The sequence below is a fragment of the Arthrobacter sp. SRS-W-1-2016 genome (assembly GCF_002009585.1).
In the GTDB taxonomy this organism is placed as follows: Bacteria; Actinomycetota; Actinomycetes; order Actinomycetales; family Micrococcaceae; genus Arthrobacter; species Arthrobacter bambusae_A.
In genome coordinates this window covers 1-23689 of record NZ_MTPV01000028.1, presented here as the reverse complement: position 1 = coordinate 23689, position 23689 = coordinate 1, and the positions used below count along the sequence as shown (strand labels likewise).

The window sequence follows — 23689 nt, the reverse complement described above, 5'->3', positions numbered from 1 at the left end:
CTCGTCAAGGCGGGGACGTCGCCCCGATGAACCCTGCCGCCCGAAAGATCCAAAGCATCTTTCTCACGTTGACCCTTGGCAATACCCTTGCGGCCTCGTTCATCTGGGGTATCAACACCCTCTTCCTGCTGGATGCGGGACTCAGCAACCTCGAGGCCTTCTCGGCGAACGCCTTCTTCACGGCCGGAATGGTGGTGTTCGAAGTGCCCACCGGAGTGGTGGCCGACGGTTGGGGACGCCGCGTTTCGTTCCTCCTGGGCACCGTGACGCTGGCCGGTTCCACCTACCTTTACTATCTGCTGTGGCAGTTTTCGGCCCCGTTCTGGTGGTGGGCCGTGGTGTCGCTGCTGCTCGGCCTGGGCTTCACCTTCTTCTCTGGTGCGGTGGAGGCTTGGCTCGTGGACGCGTTGCGCTTCACCGGATATGAGGGCGGCCTGGAGACGGTGCTCGGGCGCGGGCAGATGGTGTCAGGTGCTGCCATGCTTGCGGGCTCGGTGGCTGGCGGGGTGATCGCGCAGGCCACCAATCTCGGAGTGCCGTTCCTGATTCGCGTCGGGGTGCTCCTCGCTATGTTCGTCGTCGCCTTCTTTCTCATGCGCGACGTCGGATTCACCCCGGAGCATTCTGCCCATCCGCTCAAGGCGAGCCGCGCCGTCGTCGACGCCTCGATCGAGAACGGTTTGAAAAATCCTCCCGTACGCTACGTGATGCTGGCAGCCCCGTTCAGCGCCGGCGTCGGGATCTACGTGTTCTATGCCCTGCAGCCGTACCTGCTTCAGCTCTTCGGAGACCCGCACGCATACTCCGTTGCGGGCCTGGCGGCGGCCATCGTGGCAGGAGCACAGGTGCTGGGCGGGTGGATTGCACCGCGCATCCGGCGCCTCGTTCGCAAACGCACCACAGTGTTGATTCTGAGCGGAGTGGCCAGCGCATCGATTCTGGTGGTGCTCGGGCTCACGGGTGTCTTCTTGGTCGCTTTGGCGCTGTTGACGTTCTGGGCCATGGTCGCCTCGGCGGCCACACCGGTGCGGCAGGCCTACGTGAACGACATGATCCCGTCGAAGCAGCGCGCGACAGTCCTTAGCTTCGACTCGCTCATGGGATCAAGCGGGGGAGTGGTGGTGCAGCCGCTGCTCGGCCGGGCCGCCGATGTGTACGGCTACCCCGCCTCGTTGGCGATCAGCGGGGTCATCGAGTTGATCGCGGTGCCGTTCCTCTTGGCGAGTCGTCGGCAGCGTTCATTGGCTGATCAGGCCAACGCCTCGATCGCTGCCTCCGACGCGGGACCCCCGGCAGGAACTGAGCTAGGGAAGCCGTGAAGCCCGGAGGAGCGTGGCCGTACCGGCCTTGTCGGGATCAAGGGGCACAGGGCTAATTAACACGGCTGGGCCACGACGCAGGATGCCATCCGAAAGTGGTTGGCAGCGCACGCCGCCGCGCCCGCGCATGGCGGCGTGCGCGCCCGGAGCAAGGACCTGGTCCATCCAGGCGCACGGATGGGCAGGCCGCCCGCCCCGAAGCCGCACAAGGCCGCCACCCGATTCCAACGCGAACTCCTCGCCCAGCAGGGGAGCCAAGTGGGCTCCCCTGACGACTACATTGCGGCGGGTGAGGAGCGGGTCAAAAGGTGCGACCCCCAGCTCAGCAGCCATCGCTTCGAGCGACTCGATGGCTATCAGGGTGACTGCGGCATCCATGTGCGCGGCCTTGCCGAAGAACCGATCACCGACGATGCCCTTTCCGCTGACGACGTCGACCTGCTCGGCATCCGTGGTGGGCACCTCGGCGGCACCATCACGTGCACGGCCGAAGTAGGCGTGGCCGGATGACACGAGCAGATGCAGGATCTCCACGTCGTATCTGTAGCTTGCGGTCATGCCATAAGGCTATGCCTCTCCCGGGTCAGCAACCCAAGGCGCTCAGCTCCAGAACCCGGTGAGCTGCCCGGCAAGGGTTTTGCCTTGCTCGTAACCCGCCTTGGCGGCGGGCGGACGCAGTGACAGATCCATGGCATTGGCACCGAACATGTGCCCGGAGTTGCTGTCCGGGAAGATCGTTTCGACCCGGCTTCCGCGTGCCCGGAGTTCGTCGACCTGCGTTGCTAGATGCGTGCCCCACTCGAACGGTTGCAGGGATCTGCCACCGAAGGGCGAGAGCACCAGGACGCGCTCGTATCCGGCAGCCAGATCGGCATTCTCGGCGTTGGATCGGTAACCGCCGTCGAGGTAGAGGTTGCCTCCGATCTTGTAAGGCAGGCCACTGGAACAGCTGGCGGCGATTGCGTCCACCAAATCGACCCCACAATGGCGGTCGAATGCGACCGGCTCACCGGTTCGCGCATCGACCGCGGTAATGAGCACCGCCCGTTCAGGCCAGTGTTGGCTGGGTAGCCGCGTGGCGACCGTGTTGCGCCACTGTGTTGACCAGGCGCCGTCCGACGCCGCATCCATATCGAGCGCCGCCGCGCCCAGTCGCCGACGCATGTCAGCCACATCCTGGGCATCGGCGATGATCTTGTTGATCCGCTCAAGGTGGTTCACCACCGGCCTGGCTGATGCGCGTCCGGCTCCGGACCCGACCGGCGCGGGCCTTTGCGGTGGGACGGCGTCAAGGATGTTGGCGAACAGTTCAGTCGGGCTTGCGCCTGCAACCTGGGCCGCGGCCGTCGATCCGGCCGACGTGCCGATGGTCAGATCGGCATCGGTCACATCCAGTCCGGCCTCGAAGAGGCCAGCAAGGACGCCGATCAGCCAGGCATTGCCTGTCGATCCGCCGCCACCGAGGACCAGCGCTCGCTCGCGGGAGTGCAAAGGTAAGGAAGATGTTGTGTTCATGGGAGTCGCCTTTCGCGAATTGCCTGTTTGGCGCTCCCGAGTGGCGACTATTTCGGTCGCGAGATCGTGGACTGCAGGGGAGCACCCATTGCGGATACTGCGTTCATGGGACTCACCTCCTGCCGATTGATCACGATCGGCACGATGCTAGCACGGCGCGCGGCGGCGCGCCATCGGCGTCGTGCTGTCTTCCTAGTCCTCCACCGGGAAGGCCACGCCTTCGCCTACAACGCGGAGGCTCAGTTCAGTGCCTGGCCTGGTGATGGACGCGTTCCAGTGGCGGATGGTGATGACCTCTCCGCCTCCTGGGTAGGTCCGGGCGGCACCTTCGGCGGGAACGCGGGGAGCGAGCTTGATCCGCACCGTGGTCTCCGGGCCGAAGTAGTCCGTATCGACCACGACGCCGCGGATGGGACCATCCGGAGCAATCCGGATCTGTTCCGGACGGAGCATCAATTGCACCAGGCCCTGCGCGGGGGGACGGCGTACGGGTATGCCCCCCAGGGAACACGTGGCGAGGGAGCCTTCCATCCAGGCGTCCAGGATGACCGCATCACCGAGGAATTCGGCCGTGGCCCGGTCGGCGGGACGCGTGTACACAACGAACGGATTGCCGATCTGCGCCAGCTTTCCGCCGCGCATGATCGCCACCTGGTCCGCGAAGGAAAGGGCCTCGGCTTGATCGTGGGTCACCAGGATGGTGGTGACCCCGGCTTCGTTCAGGACCTTGGCCACGGCACGCCGGGTGGCCACGCGAAGGCCGGCGTCGAGCGCGGAGAATGGCTCGTCGAGCAGCATCAGTTGCGGTTCGCGGGCCAAGGCACGGGCGAGAGCCACCCGCTGCTGCTGGCCTCCCGAGAGCTGGTGGGGCCGCCTTTTCGCCATGTCCGCATCGAGGGAAACCATGTCGAGCAGTCCCTGGACGCGCGTCTTGACGGCGCGGCGGCCGCCGTCGAGCGCCGACCTGTCCAGTCCGAACGCGATGTTCTGCCCCACCGTCAGGTGCGGGAAGAGCGCGCCGTCCTGGGCAACATAGCCAACGTGCCGCTTGTGGGCAGGTACCCAAATACCGTCGCCGGCTACCTTGTTTCCACCGAGGCTGATGGAACCGGTGTCCGGGTGCTCGAATCCGGCGATCAGGCGCAACAGGGTGGTCTTGCCGGAACCGGAGGGCCCGACGATGGCGGTTGTTCCGCCCTTGGCCACGGAAAGGTTCACGCCCTTCAGCACAGCCTGGGAGCCGAAGTTCTTGGTGACCTCGGCGATGTCCAGATGCGTGTTGGTAGTGGGAGCCACAGAGGCCGCCACACGCGGTGACGGAAGCCTTGAGGGGGATTGTTCAGTCACTGTCCGGCTACTTTCTTGGACTGTTGGAAAAGCAGGTACGTCATGGGTGCAGACAACAAGATCATGAGCAGGGCATAGGGTGCCGCGCCCGCATAGTCGATCTCGCTGCTCTTGCTCCAGAATTCCGTGGCGAGGGTATGCGTGCCGTTGGGGGACAGCAGCAGCGTGGCCGTCAGTTCGTTCACGATGGCGAGGAACACCAGCGCGGCACCGCCGGCGGCGGCTGGAGCCGTGAGGCGGAGCGTCACTTTCAGGAAGGACACCAGAGGAGCCTTGCCGAGCGATTGCGCGGCTTCGTCGAGTTCCTTGGGGGCTTGGGCCAGTCCGGTGCGGATATTGACCAGCGCCCGCGGGAGGAACAACAGAACGTAGGCGGCAATCAGGACCCCGGAGGTCTGGTAGATCCCAGGCACCATGCGGATGCTCACCGTGACGAAGGCGAGGCCCACCACGATGCCGGGCAGGGAGCTTGTGACGTAGTTGGACAGTTCCAGCATCTTGGTGAACCAGCTCGGGTGCCGCACGGCCAGATAGGCCATGGGGAAGCCGACGACGATTGTCGCCGCGGCGCCCACGGTGCCGTATGCGAGGGTCTGGAGCAGCGCCGGAAGGAACTCGTCGGCCGACCAGACCTGGGCGCCTCCAGCTATCACCCAGCGCAGGACAAAGAAAATCGGCAATCCGAAGGCCAACACCGTAAGGGCAAGCAGGCCGAGCTGTGAGGGAAGTTCGTAGAGGCCCAGGGGCAGCTTGGTCGGCTTGGCCTGGGCGCCGGAACCGACGCGTGCGTAGCGTGCGGTTCCCCTGCTCCTGACCTCCGCGAGGAGCAGGATGAGGCAGAAGAACACCAGGACGCTTGCCAACATGTTCCCGGCCGTGCCGTTGAACGTGGACTGGAACTGGGTCATGATCGCGGTGGTGAACGTGTCGAAGCGGATCATCGCGAACGCACCGTATTCGGCCAGCAGGTGCAGCGACACCAGGAGGGCGCCACCCGTCATGGCGATCCGCAGTTGTGGCAGCACCACCCGGAAGAAGATGGCCCACGGACCCAAGCCAAGGGACGCCGCCGACTGCTCAATCGCGGGGTCGAGACGCCCCAGGGTCGCCGCGGCTGGAATGTAGACGAGGGGGAAATAGGACAGCGTGGCGATGAGCACGCCGGACCAGATGCCCTCCAAGGAGGGAACGGCGGTTACCCACGCATAGCTGTTGACGAACGCCGGGATGGCCAGCGGGGCTGCCAAGGCCACGGCCCACCAGCGATGCCCGCGCAGCCTGGTCCGCTCCACGAGCCACGCTCCGCCAACCCCCAACACCAGGCATATGGGCACCGTGAAGACCACCAGCATGACGGTGTTGAGGAGCAACTCGCCGACGCGCGGCCGGACGATGAGCGCGACGGCGGTGTCCCACCCGGTCGCGGCCGTCATGTACGCGACGTACCCCAGCGGGATGAGCGAAAACAGCGCGATCAGCACCGCCAGGAGGGATATTACGGAAACGCCGAAAGGCGGGCGGGGGCGCTTGCCCCTGCCCGCCGTCGTCGTGCTCGCCGAAGCTTCCGGGATGTTCGGAGAGATGCGAGCCGATAGATCAGTGGTCACGGAATTACAGCAGTCCTGCCTTGGTCATCAGGTCGGTGACCTTTGCGGAGTTCAATTTGGCCGGATCGACGGTGGGAGCCTGCAGATCCTTGATGGGAACGAGTTTAGCGTTCGAGTCCACGTTGGAAGCGATCGCGTATTCGTAGGAGGTGCCGTTCTTGAGGACTTCCTGGCCTTGCTTGCCGGTGATGAACTTGATGAAGGCCTGGGCAGCCGCCGAGTTCTTGGAGGATTTCAGCACGCCGCCGCCGGAGACGGACAGGAAGGCGCCCGGATCCTGGTTCTTGAAGAAGTACGGAGTGACCTTGTTGGAGTTCTCGCCGGTCTTGGCCTGGTCGCCATAATAGTAGTAGTGATAGATCAATGCGGCGTCGACTTCGCCGGCATTGACTGCCTTCATGGCTGTGCTGTTGCCCTTGTAGGCCTTGAAGTTGTCCTTCATGCCCTTGAGCCACTCAGTGGTGGCTGCCTCGCCCTTTTGTTCGAGGAGGGCTGCAACGATGGCCTGGAAGTCAGCCCCGGAGGGCGAAGCGGCCCACCGGCCCTTCCACTCCGGCTTGGCCAGGTCCAGCATGGACTTGGGCAGCTTGTCGTCGCTGATCTTGGTCTTGTCGTACACCAGGACGGTGGAGCGGGCGGCGATGCCGGTCCACTTGTTGGTGGACGGGCGGTATGCGGCCGGGACCTGGTCCACGGTGGCCTTGTCGATGTCCGCGAAGAGGCCGGCGTTCTCAACCTGGGCCATGGCGGGGGAGTTCTCCGTGAGGAAGACGTCGGCCGGGGATGCCGCGCCTTCCTGGATGATCTGGTTCGAGAGCTCGGTGTCGGAACCCTGGCGGATGGTGACCTTGACGCCGGTCTGCTTGGTGAACGCGTCCACCCATTCCTTGGTCAGCGTATCGTGCTGGGCGTTGTAGACGGTGATTTCGCCAGCCACTTTAGTGGAAGTAGCAGCGTCGGCTGCAGCGGACTCGGGGGCTGCGGAGGAGGCGGTGCCGTTGCCGCACGCGGCCAGGCTCAGGGCTGCAGTGGCGGCGAGTGCGATGCCGGCCAGCGCGTTAGCGCGAATCTTCATGAGGGCTTCTTTCTGCGAGCAAATCCGAGGGAGCCCGGGGGAAGTAAAAGCGGGCTCACAGCTTGAAACTTTAGGTTAGCCATACCTAAATTTCCATCCAGAAAGCCCCATCGTGACCGGAATCACATGTATTACGCAAGATTTACGTGCCCTAATACGCGGATAGTGGATGTGCCCCCTTGGGCGGGTGCCCTTGCGGCAGTCGATAAGCTGGCTCCATGCCCGGTCTCGCCGAATTCCTGCCGACCTTCCTCGGCGTCGGCATTCTGATGGTGGCCACGTTGGCGCTGCTCCTGGTGTTCCGGACCCCGCACCCTTTCGCGCCTGCACTGGCCATCCTCCGCGGGGCCATTCAGCTCGCCGCGATCAGCTTTGTTTTGGGGGGTGTGATCACCAGCCCGCTATGGGTGGCCGTCGCACTTCTGGTGATGTTTGCGGTAGCCGCGATAAGTGCCACGCGACGCATTGGCTGGAGCCTGCCGCATTTGGGCCTTGTCAGCGGCTCAATGGCCACGGGCATCGGAATAACCCTCGCCGTCATTTTCGCGACGGGAGCCATCGCGTTCACTCCCCGCTACGCGCTCGCGATTGGCGGGATCGTCATCGGCAACGGCATGACCATCGCAGTCCTGGCCGGCCGGCGCTTCAAGGAATCCGTTTACGAGCACTGGGAGGAAGTCGAGGGGTGGCTTGCGCTCGGCGCCACCCCGAGGCAGGCAACCCTTGATCTTGCCCGGCGGACCGTCTATTCGGCTCTGATCCCGTCAACCGATCAAACCAAGACGACTGGACTTGTCACCCTGCCCGGTGCGTTCGTCGGGGCGATCTTTGGCGGAGTCTCTCCCTTTGAGGCAGGCCGTTTCCAAATAGTGGTGCTCGCGGCGATCATGGCGGCAGGTTCGATGACCGCCGTCATGATCATCGGAATCCTCGCGCCAGTACGCGTGCGTCCAGCGACGTTGCGCTGATGAGAAGAGGGCTGAGGCCGAGTTTCCTGAGCTGCGTGCATGGTGAGCCTGCGAGTGTGACTGCTCGGCTTATTCGGCCTATTTGACGGCGGCATCCAGCAGTTGCCGGAATTGTCCCTCACTGTTGAGGGTTAGCTTTTCGCCGTTGAGGAAGAATGTCGGAGTTCCTGTCACGCCCAGGGCGGTGCCGTCGGCGACGTCCTTGCGGATCCGATCCCGGGTTTTGTCGTCCGCTACGGCGGCGTCGTACTTGTCCATGTCCAACCCGAGTTCTTGGGCGAAGGTGCGGAACAGTGTTGCCTGGGAGTCCTGTTTTTCGCCCCACTCGGGTTGGGTTGCGAACATCTTGCCGGACATCTGCCCATATTTGCCTTGCTGCGCCGCGGCTTCGACGGCGAGGGCTGCCGTGCCGGAGTTCCGGTGCCCCGGCAGGGGGAAGTATCTGTTGACGAAGGTGATCCGGTCCCCGTATTCCTTTTTCAGCTCCTCCACCAAAGGCGCGGCGGCTCGGCAGGATTCGCATTCGAAATCGAGGAACTCGACGAGCTGGGCCTTTTCGGTGGACGTTGCGGTGACACGGTGGCTATCCTCCCTGACCAGCTGCGCCTCGGAGGCGGGCTGTGCGGCTGTTGGGGCGGGTTTCGTGGCCAAGAATACGGCGTACCAGATCAGGCCACCGCCGACGATAATGCCCACGATGATCCAGAGGATGATCCGGACTCTTTTGGCTGGGTCCCTTGCGGTGTCGCGTGGTTTCCCGTTGCTCGGTGTTTGTCCTATGAGGTTCACGCGTCAGTCCCTCCGCAAGGGAAGGGAGTGGATAACGGGTTTGCAGGCTCCGTTCCGGATCCGCACTCAGCGCAGCAGCCATCCGCGCCGGATACCCGGGCTTCTTGCCCGCGCGGCACCGCGCCGCAGCCATCTCCGCGCCAGGCGTTGAAGCCTTCCCGCGCCGCTATTGCTGCGATCACCAGGGCGGCGCCGGCGTCTGCCCACCACCAGCCCAACAAGCTGTTCAGGATCAAGCCCGCGAGCAGGATGGCGGCGAGGTAGGTGCACAAAAGAGTTTGCTTGGAGTCGGCCACGGCGGACTTGGAGCCTAGCTCCCGGCCGGCCCGTCGCTGAGCCCACGACAGAACGGGCATGATGGCCAGGCTCAGGCCGGCGATGATGATCCCGGGTGTGGAGTGCTGGGCTTCGCCCGCGCCAGTGAGGGAGCGGACCGCGTCGACCGCCACGAACGCTGCAAGGGCGAAGAACGATACGGCGATGATCCGCAGGGTCAGGTGTTCGCGCCGTTCCGGATCCTTCGCGGAGAACTGCCAGGACAGCGCCAGTGCAGAGGCGACCTCGATCACCGAATCCAGCCCAAACCCGATGAGCGCCGAGGAATCGGCAACACCACCAGCCCAGAGCGCCACGACGGCTTCAATGAGGTTGTAGGTGATGGTGGCCGCGGCGAAAAGCCGGATCCTCAAGCCCAAGACAGCCCTGCGCTGCGGCGTCGGGGCGAGCAGTTGACCCGTCATGCCAGGCAACGCCCGTCCGGGGCGCAGCAGGAGGGGTCCACCGCGAGCACCACTCCGATCAGGTCCTTGATCGCGTGGCCCAACCGCTGATCAGCCAGCTCATAGCGGCTGCGCCGCCCGTCCGGGACGGCGATCACGAGTCCGCATCCCCGCAAGCAGGTCAGGTGATTGGACATGCTCTGTCTCGAGACGCCCAGGGACTCGGCGAGGTCGGACGGATAGGCGGATGCCTCCGCCAAGGCCAGGAGGATGCGCGCGCGTGTCGGATCCGACACCGCGTACCCGAAGCGCGCCAGGACGGGCGCATGAGTCAAAGTCTGCATTGCCTCAAAGTACAGCGTCGGATGTATTCACGCAATTCTGTATGAAAGTGATGCGCGCGGATGGAGGCTGGCTGCAGGAACATTTCCGCTGATTCCGGTCAACGCGCGGGCTGCAAGCTAACGCAAGCGTGCGGCTGGCCGACAGTAGGGACTGAACCGCCCTCCTCGCAGCGCCTCCCTACCTAAAGCAGAAACGGCCCATGATCGTTGTCACCCGCCTGAACGGCACCCGCTTTGCCGTGAATCCGGACATCATTGAACGGATCCACGAAAGCCCGGACACCCATCTGGTGACGCTCGACGGCGCCACGTATGTCGTGCGGGAAAGCCTCGCGGAGGTCGTGGACCTGATTGCGAACTACCGGGCCTATATTCTTCGGCGGGCACAGGATCCCCCCATCGTGACGGGCTATCCCCTGAGCCTCGTGCGCACCCCGGACACGGACGGAAGGTAAGCCATGGATCCCTCGACAATAATCGGCCTGTTCCTGGCCTTCGGTTCGGTGGTCGCCATGGTGACCCTCGAAGACGCCAACCTCATGGCCCTCCTGCTTCCCGCGCCCATGGTCCTGGTTTTCGGGGCCACCTTGGCCGTGGGACTGGCCGGGAACACGTTCCGCGATACCGTCCGGGCGTTCAAGGACCTCCCCAAGGCGTTCAAGGGAAAGACGGACAAGCCCCAGGACAGCATCGACCAACTGATCGGCTTCGCCGAGAAGGCGCGCAGCGAGGGTCTCCTCTCCCTCGAAGAGGCGGCCACGGAGGAGAAAGATCCCTTTCTGGCCCGTGCACTGCAGAACATCGCCGACGGCACGGATGCCGAAGAGCTGCGCATCCTCATGGAAGACGAGATCGACTCCAAGATGCGCAGCGACCACGTCTCCGCCAAATTCTTCGCGAGCCTGGGGGGCTACGCGCCGACCATCGGAATTATCGGCACCGTGGTATCGCTGACCCACGTCCTTGAGAACCTTTCCTCGCCCGATCATCTGGGGCCGATGATCGCCTCCGCTTTCGTGGCAACCCTGTGGGGTTTGTTGTCCGCGAACTTCATCTGGCTGCCTTTCAGCTCGAGGCTCAAGCGACTTTCCGAGCTGGAAATCGAACGTATGACCCTCCTGATGGAGGGCATGCTGGCGGTGCAGAACGGGACCCAGCCCCTCCTCCTCGCCGAACGGCTCCGCGCCATGGTTCCCCCGGACCGGCTCGGCAACGCGAAAACAGCAAGCAAGAGCGACGACGACGAAACGCGCCCCGGCAAATTCGCTTCGTCCAAGGCCGCATGAGGTCCCGACGCCGCCGCGGCTCACCTCCCGCGGAAGAGCACGTCGACGAACGCTGGATGGCGTCCTACATGGACATGGTCACCGTGCTCATGTGCATGTTCATCGTGCTCTTCGCAATGTCCACCGTGGACCAGGCCAAATTCGACAAGCTCCGCAACTCGCTGGCCACGGGATTCGGCACGGTGGTCAGCCAGAAGGTGGACACCGCCACCGGGACCGTCGTTCCGCCGGAATACACCAGCGCCGACGCCCAGGGATTCTCCAACTTGGACCTCGCGCTCAAGGAAGCGGCCCGGCTCACCGCTTTGCGCGACGACATGAAGTCCAAGCTCGACGCCGCGGGGCTGGGCGCCAATGTGCAGTTCCAGATCAACGAACGCGGGCTCACGGTGAAACTCGTAGGATCGCAGACCTTCTTCGAACCCGACCGGCCGGACCTCACGCCCCGCGCGAGCCAGGTTCTTGGCATGATTGCCCCGACCATGGCCAAGGCGGCCCTCGAAATCATGGTGGAAGGCCATGCAGCCAACGGGGTCACCTCGTACCCCTCCACGTGGGAGCTTTCGTCCGCGCGTTCCGTCAACGTCCTCAGGTACCTCGTCGACCACGGGGGCATTTCGGCAGGGCACATCGGCGCAGTCGCGTACGGATCCGCCCGGCAGGTCAACGACGATTCCACCGAGGCGCTCATGGAACTCAACCGCAGGGTCGACGTCGTCGTCCTCTCGGACAAGCCCGAAGTGGTCCGCGCACTGATCCCCGAGGCGCTCAAGGCGAGGGCCGGTGGCCAGTAGCGGCCGTGTGCCATGAGCGGTCGGTGACCGAGCGGCGTCGCGCACCATGGAAGTGGTCGGCGTGCCGAGGTACGCTCGTGGCATGACTCCGGAAGACATCGCCCGGCTCACGTACTTGCGAAAGGCCCGTGACCTGATCGACCGCGAGTACGCCAAACCCCTCGACGTACCCACCATGGCCAGCCATGCGTTCATGTCACCGGCACACTTCTCCCGGCAGTTCCGGGCCGCTTATGGCGAGACCCCTTACAACTACCTGATGACCCGCCGCATCGAGCGCGCGATGGCAATGCTGCGCGGCGGAATGAGCGTGACCGACGCGTGCATGGAGGTCGGTTGCACGTCACTTGGCTCTTTCAGCTCGCGGTTCACCGAACTTGTGGGGGTGCCGCCCAGCACGTACCGCGCCCGCGAACACCTGGCCGTGGCCGCCATGCCCGCGTGCGTGGCGAAGATACGCACGCGGCCCAGCCGGAACGAAGCCAGCAAGAACCGCGAAGCGCTTGCGGTTGCCGCCGACTGACTACTTGATGCGCCGTCGCCGGCCGATATACGCCAGAGGTTCCGTCCTGACAGGGCGGAACCTCTTTTGCGTCCTGGACGCTTGCCGGGCGGGACACCATCACCGCGGGAAAACGGGCCACATTTGATTTGCGGAAGATACATGCCGTCATTACCGCATTTGAGGATTATTCTGATGCCATGCCAAATATTCGAGTATCTGAAGCAGCTCGTTTCCTGGGTGTCAGCGACGATACCGTCCGGCGCTGGACCGAGAACGGCATCCTGACCCCGGTCAAGGATGATTCCGGGCGGCTGGCCGTGGACGGGCTGGAACTTGCCCACCTCGCGCGGGACCAGGCCCAGCTGCCCGAGGATCCCACCAGGGTGGGCCGCTCTGCCCGCAACCGCTTCGTCGGACTGGTCACCGGCATCACGGCCGACACGGTCATGGCACAAGTGGAACTGCAATGCGGTCCCTTCCGTGTCGTATCCCTCATGAGCAGCGAGGCCGTCCGGGAGCTCGGACTCGAACTCGGCTCGGTCGCCACAGCCGTGGTCAAGGCCACCACAGTCATCATCGAAACACCCCAAGGAAAGAGCGCCATATGAGGATCACCCGCAAGCCCTTCGCCGCATTGCTCGTTGCGGGCGCCCTCGCGGCCAGCCTGGCCGGCTGCGGTTCAGGAAGTCCCGCCAGCACTGTCAGCAGCGGATCCGACAGCGCCGGCGCGACGCCTAAGCTTTCGGGCACGGTGACGGTCTACGCGGCTGCCTCGCTGAAGGCAACATTCACCAAGCTGGCGAGCGAATTCGAGGCAGCGAACCCGGGTACCAAAGTGGCGCTGAGTTTCGCGGGGTCATCTGATCTCGTCACGCAGATCACCCAAGGCGCTCCGGCGGATGTCTTTGCCTCGGCCGACACCAAGAACATGGCCAAGCTGTCCGACGCCAAGCTGCTCGACGGAGCGGCCAAGAACTTCGCCACCAACGTCCTGACCATCGCCGTCCCGCCGTCGAACCCGGCGTCGATCAGTTCCTTCGCGGATCTGGCCAAGCCGGGCGTCAAGGTGGTGGTCTGCGCCAGCCAAGTGCCGTGCGGCTCCGCAGCGCAAACCATCGAAAAGGCCACCGGTACAACCTTGAAGCCCGTCAGTGAAGAATCATCCGTGACTGACGTCCTGGGCAAGGTGGCCTCCGGCGAGGCCGACGCCGGACTCGTCTACGTCACCGACGTCAAGGGCGCCGGGGACAAGGTCAAGGGCATCACTTTCCCGGAGTCGAACAAGGCCGTCAACACGTACCCGATCGGCACCGTGGGCACCAGCAAGAACAAGGACCTGGCTGCGGCATTCATCGCACTGGTGACGGGAAGCGAAGGCAAGAAGGTTCTCGGCGACTCCGGCTTCGGAACTCCGTAGCCTCCCGCGGGAAGCGAGCAGGATTCGAGAAGCGCGTGTGGGCGCAGCGGACTAGCGTCGTTGCCATGACTATTTCACTGCAGTACTCACACATCACTGTCAACGATCCCGACGAAGCACTCACCTTCTATCGGGATGCCCTCGGCCTCGAGGTGCTCAACGACGTGGCACAAGGCGGATTCCGTTGGGTGACGCTCGGCAGCACGGACCAGCCGGGTGTTGAAATCGTGCTTTCCGAACCGCACGCCGGCCGGTCCAAGGCCGACGGCGACTCCCTCCAGGAGCTGCTCACCAAGGGCGTCCTGGGGCCGATCGTCTTCCGTTCCGACGACGTCGACACGCTCTTCGAGAAGGTCAGGGCTTCCGGCGCTGAGGTCATGCAGGAGCCAATCGACCAGCCATGGGGTCCCCGCGACTGCGCCTTCCGCGATCCTTCGGGCAACATGGTGAGGATTTCCCAGGCTCCGGCCGCATAGCCTGCGCCCGCGCTGGTGGGTGCGGCCCCGGGCCACACCCACCAGCCGCCCGAAAACTCGTCACTTACGCCTGCACTTTCCTTGCCGATAGTGGCAACCGTGAGTGAACAGGAAGATCAATCGGCGGTACGGCAGCGCACCGTGGACGTCTATGACTTCCGCAGGCCCACCACCTTGCCTCGCCAGCACAGCCGCGTCCTGGAAGTCGCGTTCGAGACGTTCGCCCGCCAGTGGGGAACACAGCTCACGGCCAAGGTCCGCGTGAAGTCCACCGCGACCCTTGAACAGCTCATCATGCAGAGCTACGACGAATACGCCGCGTCCCTCCCTTCCGTCACCTCGATGGTGCTGTGCCGCATCGACGGAAGCGAGTCGCGGCTGGTCATGCAGTTTCCCGCCACCGCGGCCTTGTCTTGGGTCACCCGCATGCTGGGCGGGGCCAGCGAAACGGCAGTCCCGGACCGCAAGTTCACCCAGATCGAGCAGGCCCTCATCAGCCGCATGGTGGAAGACGGGCTGGAGGATCTGAGCTATTCGCTTGGTGCCCTGCTGACCACCCCGGTGCGCATGGACGTCATCCAGTACAACTCCCAGTTCGCCCAAGCCGCGGCTCCGGCGGAACTGATGATCGTGGCCTCATTCACCGTGAAGGTGGGCGAAAGCCTTGCTGCGGCCAGTCTCGCGATTCCCGCCGACGTCCTCCTTTCCGGGCTCGGCGACGTGAACCCCACCGTCCACAGCCGCGACGCCGAGGCGCTGGTCCGCGCCCAGGTCACCCAGGTACCGGTAGACATAGCCATCCAGTTGAGCCCCACTCCGGTGACGCCGGCACAGATCCTGGGCCTCGCCGTCGGGGACGTCATTCAGCTGCCGCACCTGGAGAACCGGCCGTTCGACGTAGCCATCAATGGCACCCGCCTGGCCACCGCGGCACCTGCCCGCAACGGCTCCCGTGCAGCCGCCGTCATCGTCACAATCGAGGAGAACCAGCGATGAGCATCACCCTGACCCTGCACGAGTCCGCGGCCGAGCGTTTGGCCACGCAGCTGCCGGCTCCTGCCACGCTGCACGTCGCCGGCATTGTCCCGCCCCACGCCGCAGCGGCATACGCACCGCTCGCGGTCACCGCCACGTTCGTGGGCTCCGTGACGGCGGACTTCGCGCTCATCCTCACGGACGGTTCCTTCCTGGCCGCTGCCGGCGGCACCCAGCAAGGGCACGCCGCCGTCGTGTCGGCCATCGACGTCCTGCGTCCCGCGATGGAACACGCGGCCGCCGCGTTCGACGCCGGCGTGCTGGGGGAGTTGCGCGAGGAAGACGCCGCCGGGCTGCTGTCCGACCCCGAGACCGCTGTTTTTGAACTGCGCCAGCGGCAAGCGATGGACGGCGGGCAGGCGTTTGGCTGGTTCGCCGTCCGGGTCCGCGAACACGGGACCGTGCAGGACGCTGCCGCCGCGCGAAGCATTCAACCCGGGGCGGTTTCGTCCCGCCTCGGATTGATCAGCAACGTCGAAATGGCCCTCACCGTGGAAATCGGCCGCACCCGCATGTCCGTGCGCGACGCACTCGCCCTGGAACCGGGCAAGGTGATCGAACTGGACCGCTCGGCCGGTGCACCGGCGGACGTCCTCCTCAACGGGCGCCTGATCGCGCACGGTGAAGTGGTCGTCGTGGACCAGGACTACGCAGTGCGCATCACCCGCATCCTGGACGTCGCCGAGGGAATCTACTAGATGGATTCCGTCATCCTCGGGCTGCGCGTGCTCGTGGCCCTGGGTGCGGTGCTGGGGCTCATATGGGTCCTGCAGCGCCGCCTGCTCAAAGGAAAGGCCAAGGGACGACGCCGGGCCAACACCACCCTGACGGTGGTCAGCCGGCAGACTGTCGGCCAAAAGGCCTCCGTGGTGGTGGTCGACGCCGGTGACAAGCGATTCCTTTTGGGCGTCACTGAACACGCCATCAACGTCCTGCACAGCGGTGACGTCCCCGTGGAACTTCCTGAAGTCGCGACGGCACCCGAGAGCTTCGCCGATATCTTCCGTGACGCCGGGGGAACGTCGCTTCCGGACAACGGGCCCCAAACGTCATCCCAAGGCAGTGGACTCCAAGCTGCCGGACACACCCGCCGCAGCGAGATCCACCGGCGTAGCGGGCTGGACAAAGCACAGCCCATGCACGGATCCATCCTTGCCGGTTCCACGTGGCGGCAGGCCGCCGAGGCCATCAGGGGACGCCGGAATTGATCGCGACTCTGGGGCCTGCCGATGCCCACCGCACCGGCAGGAAGTTGCTGGCTGTGCGCAGGACGCTGCCAGCGGTGCTCTGTGTCCTCGTGCTGACGGCCCTGTTCCTGTGGCTGGGCACGGCAAGTGGACATGCGGCACCGGTCAGCCCCCCGCCACCCACGGCGCCCGCAGTTCCCACGGCACCTGCCCAACCCTCCAACGGCAACGTCAGCATCAACATCAATGGGCTGGACGGAAAGCCATCCACCGCAGTGGTTACGCTGATCGGGATCACGCTGCTCTCCGTAGCTCCTGCCCTGCTGCTCATGATGACCTCGTTCACCAAGATCTTCGTGGTGCTGGCCATGACCCGCAACGCCTTGTCCCTCCCGTCCATCCCGCCCAACCAAGTGCTGGCCGGGCTGGCGCTCTTCCTTTCCCTGTTCGTGATGTGGCCCGTGATTTCGGAGATCAACAACGTCGGCATCCAGCCCTACCTGAACGGCACGCTGGATTTCAACGGAGCCGTTTCGGCCGGATCCGCGCCACTCCAGCACTTCATGGTGGCCCACACCCGGCAGGAAGACATTGCCCTCATGACCCGGGCCGCCAAGCTGGATAACCCGGCCAACCCGCAATCGGTCCCGTTGCAGACCCTCATCCCCGCGTTCATGATCTCCGAACTCCGGGCGGCATTCATCATCGGCTTCGTCATTTTCATCCCGTTCCTGGTGATCGACCTGGTGGTCTCGGCCGCCCTGATGTCCATGGGCATGATGATGCTCCCGCCGGTCATGATCTCCCTTCCCTTCAAGATCCTGTTGTTCATCCTGGTGGACGGCTGGGGACTGGTGATCACCGCCCTGATCCAGAGTTATGCGAGCGGCTGATGGATACCAACGCAGTCCTGGACATTTGCCTCCAGGCCCTGATTCTTGCGGCCAAGCTGGCCGCGCCCGCCTTGGTCACCGCGCTGGTGGTGGGCCTCGCCATTTCCCTCCTGCAGTCCATCACCCAGCTCCAGGAAGCCACCCTCTCCTTCGTGCCCAAGGCAGTCGCCGTGGCCGTGGCCTTGGTGGTGTGCGGGCACTGGATGATCACCGAGGCTGTTTCCTTCACGAACGAGCTCTTTGCCCGGATACCCGGGCTGATCGGCGGAGCGTGAAGTGGATCTTCCCTTCAACCAGTCCTGGCTTGAGGTCCTGTTGTTGGCCTCCGTCCGGATGACGGCCTTCCTGGTGGTGGCCCCTCCCTTCTCGCACCAGGCAATTCCACTGCGCATCAAAGGGATGCTCAGCATCGGTTTAGGGCTGGCCGTCTCCCAACGCCTCTCCGTTGGCTACACCTCCAAGGACACCGCGGGCTTCATCACGGCCGTGGTGCTTGAACTCGTGACCGGCGTGGTCCTCGGCTTCCTTGTCCTGCTCGTCTTCGCGGCCATCCAATCGGCCGGCAGCCTGATTGACCTCTTCAGCGGCTTCCAGATGGCCCAGGGCTTCGATCCCCAGATGATGATCAACGGCGCCCAATTCACCAGGCTTATGCAGATGGCCGCACTGGCACTCCTTTTCGCTTCGGACGGCTACCAGCTGGTGATCGGCGGCCTGACCGGCAGTTTCACGGCCTTGCCGCTGGCCGGTGGACTGGACATGGCACAGCCTGTCCAAGCGATGATTTCGGCTGTCACGGGGATGTTCCTTGCCGCGGTTCAAATCGCCGGGCCCTTGCTAGTGGTGCTGGTACTCGCCGACATCGGGCTCGGGCTCCTCACCCGTGTTGCGCCCGCCCTGAATGCCTTCGCCCTCGGCTTCCCGCTCAAAGTGTTCATCACCCTCGGGCTCGCAGGATTCCTGTTCCTGGCGCTGCCCCGGCTCGTTGCCATGCTCGCCGAGCAGGCGGCGAACACCCTGATGGGGGTGGGCTGATGTCGGATTCACAGGAGAAAACCGAGCAAGCCACCGACAAACGGATGCGGGAGGTCCGGTCCAAAGGGCAGCTTTCCCGCTCGCAGGACCTCACCGCCTGGCTCGCCGTCGGCTCCGCGGCGGCCATGATCCCCTCCACCATCGAGCGTGCCTCCAACGTTGCCGCGGACCAACTGTTCACCGTCCGCGCAGTGATCGCGAACCCCGAACCGGCCAAAGCGGTAGCGGCGCTCGAAGCCGGGTTCGGCTCCTTGGCCCAGGTGCTGGGGCCTTTGTTCGTGGTGGTCATGGTGATCGTGGTGGCCGGATCCGCCGTGCAGGGCGGCATCCATTTCAAGAAATTCCGCGTTGAGTTTGAGCACTTCAACCTTGTGGGCGGCCTCAAGCGGGTCTTCGGCGCGCAGGCCCTGTGGGGCGGGCTGAAAGCGCTCCTGAAGACCGCCGTCGTCGGGCTTGTCCTCTACTCGGTGGTGCAGGGGCTCGTCCCGGTGCTGCTCACCGCCGGGGGACTGCCGGTGTCCGGCATCCTTGCGGCAGCGACCGGAGGCATCGGTTCGTTGATCCAGTTCGCGGTGCTGGCGGGCCTGGTCCTGGCCGCCGCGGACATCTTCGTGGTCATGCGCCGCAACCGCAAGAAGACGCGCATGTCCAAAAAGGAAATCAAGGACGAAAACAAAAACAGCGACGGCGATCCGCTCATCAAGTCCCAGCGCCGCTCGCGGCAATTGAGCATGAGCCGGAACCGCATGATCGGCGCGATCGCAGACGCCGACGTCGTGATCGTCAACCCGACGCACGTCGCCGTGGCGCTGAAGTACGACGCCGGCAAAGCGGCACCGCGCGTGGTGGCCAAGGGGGCCGGGGTGATCGCTGCCCGGATCAGGGAGGAAGCGGAGGCGAAGTCGGTCCCGATGGTCCAGGACATTCCGCTGGCCAGGGCACTTCATTCGGCGTGCGAACTGGGCCAGGAAATCCCTGTGGAGCTGTACCGTGCCGTGGCGGGAGTCCTGGCGTTCGTCATGTCGCTCAAGGCGAGGGGAGCGGCACGCGGAATCCATCGTGTGCCTGGAGTGGCTGGAACCATGGCCGGAGCCCCGGCATGAGCCCGTGCATTGGCCACCGCATTGACCGGAGCCCCCGAACCGCACCCAACAACCACGCCATCCCGGACAGGACACCGCAATGAACAACAGATTCGCCAGGCTCACCGTGCCGGTGGGAATCGTGGGCATCGTGCTGCTCCTGGTGGTTCCCGTGCCCGCGCCCCTGCTGGACTTCCTGATCGTCTGCAACATCCTGCTGGCCCTGCTGGTCCTGCTCACCAGCATGTTCGTCAAGAAGCCCCTGGACTTTTCCGTCTTCCCGTCCTTGCTGCTCGTGGCCACGCTGTTCCGGTTGGGGCTCAACGTGGCGTCCACCCGGCTGGTGCTGGGACAAGGGTTCGCCGGCCAAGTGATCGACGCTTTCGGCAAGGTCACCGTGGGCGGCTCCATGATCATCGGCGCCGTGGTGTTCCTCATCCTGGTGGTCATCCAATTCGTGGTGGTCACCAAGGGTGCCGAACGCGTCGCCGAAGTGGGGGCAAGGTTCACCCTGGACGCCATGCCCGGCAAGCAGATGGCCATCGACGCGGACCTCAACGCCGGCCTCATCACCGATGTCCAGGCCCGCAAGCGCCGCGCCGAGGTTTCCGCCGAGGCCGACTTCTACGGCGCCATGGACGGTGCCTCGAAGTTCGTCAAGGGCGATGCGATCGCCGGCATCATCATTATCATCATCAACTTCGTTGGCGGCATTGCCATCGGCGTGCTGCAGCGCGGCATGAACGTGGGCGATGCGCTGAACTCCTATGGCCTGCTGACTATGGGCGACGGTCTCGTCACACAGATCCCGGCCCTCCTCATGGCCGTGTCCACGGGCATGATCGTCACCCGGTCGAATGCCGAGGAGGACATGGGCCGGACGGCCTCCTCGCAGCTCATGCAGTCGCCCAACGCCTTGCTCATCGCGGGACTGGCCGCCGTCGCCATGGCGCTCATCCCCGGCATGCCCATCATTCCCTTCCTGCTGGTGGGCACCTTCCTGCTGTTCGGTTCCAGGCGCCTGGCGGCCCGGCAAAAAAAGCAGAGCGAGGCGGAGGACGCGCAGGAAGCAGCCACCCTGAGCTCCGAAGAAGATCCCAACGAGCGGCTCATGCAGGACATGCGCATCCACCCCGTCGAGATCCTGCTGGCTCCGGACCTTGTTGACATGGTTTCCGGTGCCTCGGACGACCTCCTGGCCCGCGTCCGCTCCCTCCGCCACAAGATCGCCATGGAATTGGGGATCGTGATTCCGCCCGTCCGCACGCGCGACAACGTCGAGCTGCCACCGGCCACCTATGCCATCCGCATTGCCGGAGTGGAAGCCGGACGCGGCACGGCGCCGTCGGGCAAGTTGCTTGCCCTCGGCGATTACCTTGACGCGCTGCCCGGTGCCTCCACGGTGGAACCGGTCTTCGGGCTGGCCGGAAAATGGATTCCCACCGAGATGCGCCACAGTGCGGAAATGACCGGGGCAACCGTGATCGACCGGGTTTCCGTGCTGGTGACCCACTTGTCATCGATTGTTTCCGCCAACGCCGCGAGGCTCCTCACCCGCGAAGACGTCCGGGTGCTGACGGAAGGCGTGCGCAAGCAGAGCCCGGCCGCCGTCGAGGAACTCATTCCCGGGCTGATGTCCCTCGCCGAGGTGCAGCGCGTGCTGCAGGGCCTTCTCGAAGAACAGGTCCCCATCAACGATCTTCCCCGCATTTACGAGGCCCTTGCCTTGCGTGCCAAGGTTTCCACCGAGCCCGAGGCCCTGATCGAAACCGCCCGGCAATCCCTCGGTCCCGCGCTCGCAGCCAAGTTCCTGGACGGCACGATGCTCAATGTGATCATGATCGATCCGCTCCTGGAACAGTCCATGCTCGAAGACATGCGCCCGGCCGAAGGGGGTACCCAGATTGTCATGAGCCAGGCTCGCCTGGACGCTGTCCTGGCCTCCGTGCAGGCTTCGGTGGAGACCGCGGCGAATGCCGGACGGCAGGCCGTTCTGGTGTGCGCTCCGGCGCTGCGGCCGGCGGTCCGGCGCCTCGTGGCAGCTCCCGACGGCGGCGTTCCCGTGTTGTCCTACCGTGAAGTAACGTCCGCGAACATCCAGATCGAGACCGTGGGGGTGGTCCGCAATGCCGAAGCAATACAAGCTTAAGGGCACGTCCCTGGACGACATCCGGGTGAAGGCCGAGCAGCAATACGGGCCCGGCGCGCGGATCGTCTCAGCCGAGAAAGTCACCAACCCGGGGATCGCCGGACTCTTCGCAGCCAATCGCTACGAGGCCACCATCGAGGTTCCATCCCAACTAGCTGGCAATAGTTGTCGTTCTGAGGGCCCAGAACGACGACAACTGCGAGTCAGTTGGGAGGCGCAAGCGGGCGGGGAGGTGCACGCTGCCGGGGAGGCGCACGCGTTGCAGGGGCCCGCGATCGCCGCGCTCCTGGAGCAGGCCGACGCGGCCGAGATGGACATGCACCGGCCGGAGGCAGTTTCTACTGCCTCCCCGGATTTCGCCGGGATATTGGAGCAACTGGGCAACGAATTCCGGGTGCCGGCGTCCGGAGCACCAACGCAAGGCGCGCTGACTGCGTTGCCGCACGCCGTGGTCGGGCACGCCGTTCCAGCGACCCCTCCGGCCGCCGTGCCGGTGCCATTGGCCGGCAGCGGCAACCTCGTCATCCTGCTTGGCCTCGGCGACGACGCCTTGGGGACAGCACTGGAATTGTCCATCGCTGGGGGCGGCTTCGACGTCCGGACGGCCGGAGCCCTGACCGCTTTCGGGCACCTCCATGTGACGGGGCGCCAGGGCGCGACGGCGGCCCGTGCCCAGGCGGTCGTCACCGGCCAAACCGTACTGGTGGCCTACGGGCTCGGCAGGCAAGGCGAAGCCGTGACGCGTGCGGCGGACATCGCCACCCTCGCGGCAGACCAGTTGTGGCTGGTTGTCGACGCCGGGCGGAAGGCTGAAGACACGGCATCCTGGGTGCGGGCGCTCTCCGCAGCCCTGGCCGCCGAGCGCGTCCGTGTCGACGCGCTTGCCGTTTTCGGCGCGTCGGAGACCGGAAGTCCCGAGACGGTCAACGGACTCGGCCTACCCATCGGGTGGGTGGACGGCAAGCCCGCCCGCGTTGCGGTGCTTGGAAAGGTAGATTGAGAGCATGCTGGTACTGACACGCAAGCCGGGCGAACAGATCATGATTGGTGGGGACATCGTCATCACCGTCATGGAGGGCCGCGGCGACGGCGTGCGGATCGGGATCGAGGCGCCCCGCGGGGTGTCCATCCAACGTCGCGAAGTGGTTGAGGCGATCGCCGCGGCCAACCTCGCTGCTGCCCAGGCCGGCCCCGACGCCGAGGAGCTCGTTGCCGGGCTGCGTCCGCCCGTGCGGAAGCCCCCCAAGGAAGAGGCCGGGTCTTAAGCCAAGCCCAGGAACTCTGCGAGGAGCGGCAGCGAGCAATCCCTCGTCACGGCCAGGGCCCGCTCGATGTTGGCGCTTTCGGCAAGGAGTGTCACGTCATCCACGGTGCCGGCGTGCGCCACTGCTTCCGGCACTCCCGGCGCCATGCTGTCGCCCGGCTGTACTAAGCCAAGCCCCTGGACCCCGGCGCCTTGTGGCCCCATCCGGAGGGCTTCGACATTGGCGGCCGCGGTTGATTCGACCTGCTTGAGCAGACGGACCAGGCCATGGTGGTGTTCATGGAGCAGTTCCGGCCAGATTCCGGACGGCGCCACTGAGGCAATCATGGGCAGCGTTGCGTTGGCCGACAGGCGCCATTCAATGGCCAGTGCAGACGACTCGATGTTCCGGGCAAGCGTGTCGAACCGGAGGTTTTCCAGGACCTTTTCCACGTCGGCGGCAGTGAATTTCAGCCAATGCCAATTGCCTGCCCGGACGTGCAGCAACTGTGTTTCGAGTCGGTACAACAGCAGTTCCAGCTGTCTCCGCTCACGCCACAGCATCGCTGATAGCTCGTCCGCCCCCACGGTTCCCCATTCCCCGGTTCGGCCTGCGAAAACGTGTTTTCCGAGGCCCGATTTGTATCTTTTTCATGAGCGTACACGCATTGTTATTTTTCAGATGGTATGTTCACTGAATACATGTCTGGTCCATGTAATCTTCGGCACGCTGTACCGTCTCAGCAGCTGGCCCATGAAGCCCCTGGAACCAGGCTTTTGCAACTCAATAAACGGGTCTCATGGGGGGACTAATTTTGAATCGCGATGAACGCAACGAGCTGGTGCTGCAGCACTTACCGCTCGTTGGCTATTTGGTGTCGGAGCTCTGCGCGAGAGCTTCTCA

Annotated in this window: 28 protein-coding genes; 19 read left to right on the top strand and 9 right to left on the bottom strand. The window is 64.8% G+C overall.

Features of this window, described 5'->3' with window-relative positions; genetic code table 11:
- Positions 1–26 precede the first annotated feature (26 nt).
- Positions 27–1319 carry an MFS transporter gene (locus BMF89_RS06845; protein ID WP_078106324.1) on the top strand — a complete coding sequence of 431 codons (1293 nt, stop codon included), beginning with the start codon at positions 27–29 and terminating at the stop codon, positions 1317–1319.
- Here the strand turns inward: BMF89_RS06845 and BMF89_RS06840 are convergent.
- From BMF89_RS06840 to BMF89_RS06820, 5 genes are all read right to left on the bottom strand, one after another.
- Positions 1305–1877: an MOSC domain-containing protein gene (locus BMF89_RS06840; RefSeq protein ID WP_078106323.1), complete on the bottom strand. Its 573-nt coding sequence runs from the start codon at positions 1875–1877 to the stop codon at positions 1305–1307. The two genes, BMF89_RS06845 and BMF89_RS06840, sit on opposite strands and share 15 nt — an antisense overlap.
- 42 nt (positions 1878–1919) lie before the next feature.
- Entirely contained in the window at positions 1920–2834 is a 915-nt protein-coding gene (locus tag BMF89_RS06835) for a patatin-like phospholipase family protein (protein ID WP_078106322.1), read from the bottom strand.
- Between the two features lie 192 nt (positions 2835–3026).
- Positions 3027–4181, bottom strand: a complete 1155-nt coding sequence (locus BMF89_RS06830; protein ID WP_171983421.1) for an ABC transporter ATP-binding protein — start codon at positions 4179–4181, stop codon at positions 3027–3029.
- Positions 4178–5788, bottom strand: coding sequence for an iron ABC transporter permease (locus tag BMF89_RS06825; RefSeq protein WP_078106321.1), 1611 nt, complete (start codon positions 5786–5788; stop codon positions 4178–4180). Before BMF89_RS06825 ends, BMF89_RS06830 begins: the two co-directional genes overlap by 4 nt.
- Positions 5789–5792: 4 nt before the next feature.
- Positions 5793–6863: an iron ABC transporter substrate-binding protein gene (locus BMF89_RS06820; RefSeq protein WP_078106320.1), complete on the bottom strand. Its 1071-nt coding sequence runs from the start codon at positions 6861–6863 to the stop codon at positions 5793–5795.
- Between the two features lie 218 nt (positions 6864–7081).
- Here BMF89_RS06820 and BMF89_RS06815 point away from each other — a divergent pair, with 218 nt between their 5' ends.
- Positions 7082–7831 carry an ABC transporter permease gene (locus BMF89_RS06815; protein WP_078106319.1) on the top strand — a complete coding sequence of 250 codons (750 nt, stop codon included), beginning with the start codon at positions 7082–7084 and terminating at the stop codon, positions 7829–7831.
- A gap of 78 nt (positions 7832–7909) precedes the next feature.
- Here the strand turns inward: BMF89_RS06815 and BMF89_RS06810 are convergent, their stop codons facing one another.
- From BMF89_RS06810 to BMF89_RS06800, 3 genes are read right to left on the bottom strand one after another with little or no spacing between them, the layout of a single operon-like run.
- The gene (locus BMF89_RS06810) at positions 7910–8611 is read right to left on the bottom strand and encodes a thioredoxin domain-containing protein (RefSeq protein ID WP_078106416.1); all 702 of its coding nucleotides are present in this window, start codon (positions 8609–8611) and stop codon (positions 7910–7912) included.
- A gap of 5 nt (positions 8612–8616) precedes the next feature.
- Positions 8617–9360: a cation transporter gene (locus BMF89_RS06805; protein WP_078106318.1), complete on the bottom strand. Its 744-nt coding sequence runs from the start codon at positions 9358–9360 to the stop codon at positions 8617–8619.
- Positions 9357–9683, bottom strand: coding sequence for a metalloregulator ArsR/SmtB family transcription factor (locus BMF89_RS06800; protein ID WP_078106317.1), 327 nt, complete (start codon positions 9681–9683; stop codon positions 9357–9359). Before BMF89_RS06800 ends, BMF89_RS06805 begins: the two co-directional genes overlap by 4 nt.
- 200 nt (positions 9684–9883) lie before the next feature.
- On the opposite strand from BMF89_RS06800, the gene BMF89_RS06795 reads away from it, so the two are divergent.
- From BMF89_RS06795 to BMF89_RS06715, 17 genes are all read left to right on the top strand, one after another.
- The gene (locus BMF89_RS06795; RefSeq protein WP_078106316.1) at positions 9884–10138 is read left to right on the top strand and encodes a flagellar FlbD family protein; all 255 of its coding nucleotides are present in this window, start codon (positions 9884–9886) and stop codon (positions 10136–10138) included.
- Between the two features lie 3 nt (positions 10139–10141).
- Positions 10142–10969 carry a MotA/TolQ/ExbB proton channel family protein gene (locus BMF89_RS06790; RefSeq protein ID WP_078106315.1) on the top strand — a complete coding sequence of 276 codons (828 nt, stop codon included), beginning with the start codon at positions 10142–10144 and terminating at the stop codon, positions 10967–10969.
- On the top strand, positions 10966–11763 hold the full coding sequence (locus BMF89_RS06785; protein ID WP_078106314.1) for a flagellar motor protein MotB: 798 nt from the start codon (positions 10966–10968) through the stop codon (positions 11761–11763). The genes BMF89_RS06790 and BMF89_RS06785 overlap by 4 nt, the downstream gene beginning before the upstream one ends.
- A gap of 82 nt (positions 11764–11845) precedes the next feature.
- Entirely contained in the window at positions 11846–12286 is a 441-nt protein-coding gene (locus BMF89_RS06780; RefSeq protein WP_078106313.1) for a helix-turn-helix transcriptional regulator, read from the top strand.
- Positions 12287–12465: 179 nt separating this feature from the next.
- Positions 12466–12876: a TOBE domain-containing protein gene (locus BMF89_RS06775; protein WP_078106312.1), complete on the top strand. Its 411-nt coding sequence runs from the start codon at positions 12466–12468 to the stop codon at positions 12874–12876.
- Positions 12873–13685 (top strand): molybdate ABC transporter substrate-binding protein, encoded by an 813-nt coding sequence (gene modA, locus BMF89_RS06770; RefSeq protein ID WP_078106311.1) that lies wholly within the window; start codon positions 12873–12875, stop codon positions 13683–13685. Before BMF89_RS06775 ends, modA begins: the two co-directional genes overlap by 4 nt.
- Before the next feature lie 65 nt (positions 13686–13750).
- Complete coding sequence (locus BMF89_RS06765; protein ID WP_078106415.1) at positions 13751–14161, top strand: VOC family protein; 411 nt, start codon at positions 13751–13753, stop codon at positions 14159–14161.
- 99 nt (positions 14162–14260) lie between these two features.
- A complete protein-coding gene (locus BMF89_RS06760; protein WP_078106310.1) occupies positions 14261–15157 on the top strand; it encodes a flagellar motor switch protein FliM in 897 nt (298 codons plus the stop codon).
- Positions 15154–15894: a flagellar motor switch protein FliN gene (gene fliN / locus BMF89_RS06755; protein WP_078106309.1), complete on the top strand. Its 741-nt coding sequence runs from the start codon at positions 15154–15156 to the stop codon at positions 15892–15894. The genes BMF89_RS06760 and fliN overlap by 4 nt, the downstream gene beginning before the upstream one ends.
- On the top strand, positions 15895–16404 hold the full coding sequence (fliO, locus tag BMF89_RS06750) for a flagellar biosynthetic protein FliO (protein WP_078106308.1): 510 nt from the start codon (positions 15895–15897) through the stop codon (positions 16402–16404).
- Positions 16405–16448: 44 nt separating this feature from the next.
- Positions 16449–17276 carry a flagellar type III secretion system pore protein FliP gene (gene fliP, locus BMF89_RS06745; RefSeq protein ID WP_253190742.1) on the top strand — a complete coding sequence of 276 codons (828 nt, stop codon included), beginning with the start codon at positions 16449–16451 and terminating at the stop codon, positions 17274–17276.
- Positions 17276–17551: a flagellar biosynthesis protein FliQ gene (fliQ, locus tag BMF89_RS06740; protein ID WP_078106307.1), complete on the top strand. Its 276-nt coding sequence runs from the start codon at positions 17276–17278 to the stop codon at positions 17549–17551. The genes fliP and fliQ overlap by 1 nt, the downstream gene beginning before the upstream one ends.
- 1 nt (position 17552) lies before the next feature.
- A complete protein-coding gene (locus tag BMF89_RS06735; protein ID WP_078106306.1) occupies positions 17553–18311 on the top strand; it encodes a flagellar biosynthetic protein FliR in 759 nt (252 codons plus the stop codon).
- Positions 18311–19414, top strand: coding sequence for an EscU/YscU/HrcU family type III secretion system export apparatus switch protein (locus BMF89_RS06730; protein ID WP_078106305.1), 1104 nt, complete (start codon positions 18311–18313; stop codon positions 19412–19414). The genes BMF89_RS06735 and BMF89_RS06730 overlap by 1 nt, the downstream gene beginning before the upstream one ends.
- A gap of 79 nt (positions 19415–19493) precedes the next feature.
- Positions 19494–21542, top strand: coding sequence for a flagellar biosynthesis protein FlhA (locus BMF89_RS06725; protein WP_078106304.1), 2049 nt, complete (start codon positions 19494–19496; stop codon positions 21540–21542).
- Complete coding sequence (locus tag BMF89_RS06720; RefSeq protein ID WP_078106303.1) at positions 21520–22542, top strand: hypothetical protein; 1023 nt, start codon at positions 21520–21522, stop codon at positions 22540–22542. The genes BMF89_RS06725 and BMF89_RS06720 overlap by 23 nt, the downstream gene beginning before the upstream one ends.
- A 4-nt stretch (positions 22543–22546) precedes the next feature.
- Positions 22547–22807 (top strand): carbon storage regulator, encoded by a 261-nt coding sequence (locus tag BMF89_RS06715; RefSeq protein ID WP_078106302.1) that lies wholly within the window; start codon positions 22547–22549, stop codon positions 22805–22807.
- Here the strand turns inward: BMF89_RS06715 and BMF89_RS06710 are convergent.
- Positions 22804–23349, bottom strand: a complete 546-nt coding sequence (locus BMF89_RS06710) for a hypothetical protein (protein WP_078106301.1) — start codon at positions 23347–23349, stop codon at positions 22804–22806. The two genes, BMF89_RS06715 and BMF89_RS06710, sit on opposite strands and share 4 nt — an antisense overlap.
- Positions 23350–23689: the final 340 nt, after the last annotated feature.